The organism is Stenotrophomonas sp. SrG (genome assembly GCF_050031795.1).
Classification (GTDB): Bacteria; Pseudomonadota; Gammaproteobacteria; order Xanthomonadales; family Xanthomonadaceae; genus Stenotrophomonas; species Stenotrophomonas rhizophila_A.
In genome coordinates this window covers 1-243 of sequence record NZ_JBNBBE010000919.1, presented here as the reverse complement: position 1 = coordinate 243, position 243 = coordinate 1, and the positions used below count along the sequence as shown (strand labels likewise).

Sequence of the window (243 nt, the reverse complement as noted above, 5' to 3'; positions counted from 1 at the left end):
CGCGCCGCCGCGCGCGCGCCGGGCGGTTCGCTGTCGCGGGCCCTGACCGGCGACCTCGCCGCCCCCGCGCCGCCGGCGGGGAGCACCAGCAACCGCAACCTCGACGGGCGCCAGGGCCCGGGCGCGCGCACGCTGCGGGCCTCGCCGCTGACGGCCGCCCGGGCAGCGGCGAATGGCCACGTGGCCGCCCCGCGTGAACGGCACGCCCGCCAGGACGTGGCCCGAGCACCGGCTTCCGCACCA

At 82.7% G+C, this 243-nt stretch carries 1 pseudogene; it reads left to right on the top strand.

The features are described 5' to 3' along the window. Positions 1–243 (top strand): annotated as a pseudogene (locus tag ACQG3P_RS22170) (hypothetical protein); the annotation flags it as partial.